The sequence below is a fragment of the Solidesulfovibrio sp. genome, assembly GCF_029978005.1.
Classification (GTDB): domain Bacteria; phylum Desulfobacterota; class Desulfovibrionia; order Desulfovibrionales; family Desulfovibrionaceae; genus Solidesulfovibrio.
The window spans coordinates 1-2,069 of record NZ_JARKOZ010000158.1 but is presented as its reverse complement, the minus strand read 5'-3'; the positions used below and the strand labels follow the sequence as shown (position 1 = coordinate 2,069).

Genomic DNA, 2,069 nt, shown 5'->3' with positions numbered 1-2,069 from the left:
CGACGAAACGGGCGGGGACTATTTCGATTTCCTGGAATTTTCCCAGGACGACGCCGCCCATGCCGACGTGGTGGTCGGCGACGTCACCGGCCACGGCGTGTCGGCGGCGCTTTTCATGGCCACGGGCCGGGCGCTCCTGCGCGGCCGGGCCCTGGACAGGCCCGGGCCGGGGGCGCTCCTTACCGAGGTCAACAACCTCCTGTGCCAGGACACCCACATGACGGGCCGGTTCATCACCCTCTTCTTCCTGCGCCTGGACCTGGTGGCCAAGAAGATTTTGTGGTGCCGGGCCGGCCACGACCCGGGCATGCTCTACGATCCGGCCACGGACGCCTTCGAGCAGCTCATGGGGCCGGGCATTCCGCTCGGGGCCATGGCCGAATGGGAATACGAGGAGCAGCGCCGGCCGTGGTTTTCCCCGGGCCAGGTACTGGTGATCTACACCGACGGCATCCACGAGGCCCGGGGCAGTTCCGACGCCATGTACGGCAAGGAGCGCATGGAGGAGATCGTCCGCCGCGAGGCGGCCGGCCCTGCCTCGGCCATCGTCAACGCCCTGGTGGCTGACCTGCGCGAATTCAAGGCCGGCGCGCACCTGGAAGACGACGTGACGCTGGTGGTGGTCAAGGCGACGGCGTAGCGTTGCGCGCCATGACGGCACAATGCGAGCCGCAACGAAAAAAGGCCGGGAATCCCGGCCTTTTCGTTTCCGCGCCAAATTCCGCCGCTCAGTCCCCGGCCTCGTCGCCGGCGGCGTCGGCCGCCGCCTCCTCGGCCCGGCTGGCGGCCAGGGCCGCCTCGTGGGCCTCCAGCTCCTCGCGCCCGTGGACCAGTTCCACCACACGGCGCATGGCCTCGCGCGGATTGGGGTGCTGGAAGACGTTGCGGCCGATGCAGGCGCCGGCCGCGCCGGCGTTGAGGGCGTCGGCCACCATGGCGCCGAAGCCCTTGAAATCCGCCCGGGACGGCCCGCCCGTCACCACCACCGGCGCGGACGAGCCGGCCACGGCCCGGGCGAAGCTGCGCGCGTCCCCGGAATAGGGCACGCCCGTCACGTCGGCCCCGAGCTCCGCGCCGAGCCTGATGCAGTGGTTGATGAGGCTCGGGTCGTTTTCGTTGACCACCCGGTCGCCCTTGGGAGCGATGAGCGCCAGCACCGGCACGCCCAGGCCGTGGGCCTCGTCCACGATGGCCCCGAAGTCGGCCAGCATGCGGTCTTCCATCTCGTTGGCGATGTTGACCTGGACCGCGACCATGTCCGCGCCCAGGCGCAGGGCCTCGGCCGCGCCGCACATGAGGCTCCTGGCGTAGGGCGGCAGGCAGTGGCGCGTGCCGCCGGAAAGCTGGGCCACGGCCGTGGCGAAAAGCGGCAGGTCGGCCAGGTGCGCCCGCAGCGCCCCCTTGTTGAGCATGACGCCCTGGACCGGGAACTCGCCGACCATGGCGATGAGCCCGGCCAGTTCCTCCAGGCCGCTCAGCATGCCCTCCATGACGCCGTGGTCCAGGGGGGCGATGACGGTCCTGCCAGTGCGGGGATGAAAAAGCCTCGCCAGTTTGCGGTCGCTGCCGTGCATGGATCCTCCGAAACGCGAAATCGATTACCTGTCCGACCACAGGACCCGCGCTCCCTTGCGGGAGGCGAGCCCCAGGGGCAGGCCGTGAAAATAGAGCCCGGGCCGCGCCGGCAGGTCGTCCGCCGGCAGGCTTTGCCCGGCCAGGAGTGCCTCGATACGGGAAAGCGCCGCCTCGTTCAAGCCCGCACCCTCTCGCCAAGGCCCGAGAAGCGCCCGCGCCCGGGCATGGGGCCGAAAGACGCCGGCGCGATACGCGCCCAGGGCGTATCCCTGGAAGCGCAGCCCCTCGGGCAGGCCTGCGGCCTGTTCGTGGATGAAGAAGACCTTCTCCCCGAACACCCGGGCCTCGCCCGGCGGCAACCCGGCCGGGCCGCAGCCGGCGGCGGCGAGCGCCCGCCCGGGCAGGGGCGCGCCGGGAAAGTCCCGGCAAGGCCCGGGCCCCGCCTCGCCGCCGGCCTTCTCGAAAAGGGCCATGTAGAAGCCCTGGGCGGCCGA

General features: G+C 71.3%; 2 protein-coding genes and 1 pseudogene. 1 reads left to right on the top strand and 2 read right to left on the bottom strand.

What is annotated here, in order from left to right; genetic code table 11:
- Positions 1 to 640, top strand: a 640-nt coding sequence (locus Q1K70_RS17950) for a PP2C family protein-serine/threonine phosphatase (protein ID WP_300162582.1), incomplete at its 5' end; no start/stop codon positions are given.
- An 88-nt stretch (positions 641 to 728) separates the two neighbouring features.
- Here the strand turns inward: Q1K70_RS17950 and Q1K70_RS17945 are convergent.
- A complete protein-coding gene (locus Q1K70_RS17945; RefSeq protein ID WP_300162579.1) occupies positions 729 to 1,574 on the bottom strand; it encodes a fructose-bisphosphate aldolase in 846 nt (281 codons plus the stop codon).
- 24 nt (positions 1,575 to 1,598) lie between these two features.
- A pseudogene (locus tag Q1K70_RS17940) lies at positions 1,599 to 2,069 on the bottom strand (RsmB/NOP family class I SAM-dependent RNA methyltransferase); the annotation flags it as partial.

Bases quoted from the DNA above. Each gene is read 5' to 3' on its own strand.
- Q1K70_RS17945 (WP_300162579.1), bottom strand. From the start codon at position 1,574: ATGCACGGCAGCGACCGCAAACTGGCGAGGCTTTTTCATCCCCGCACT.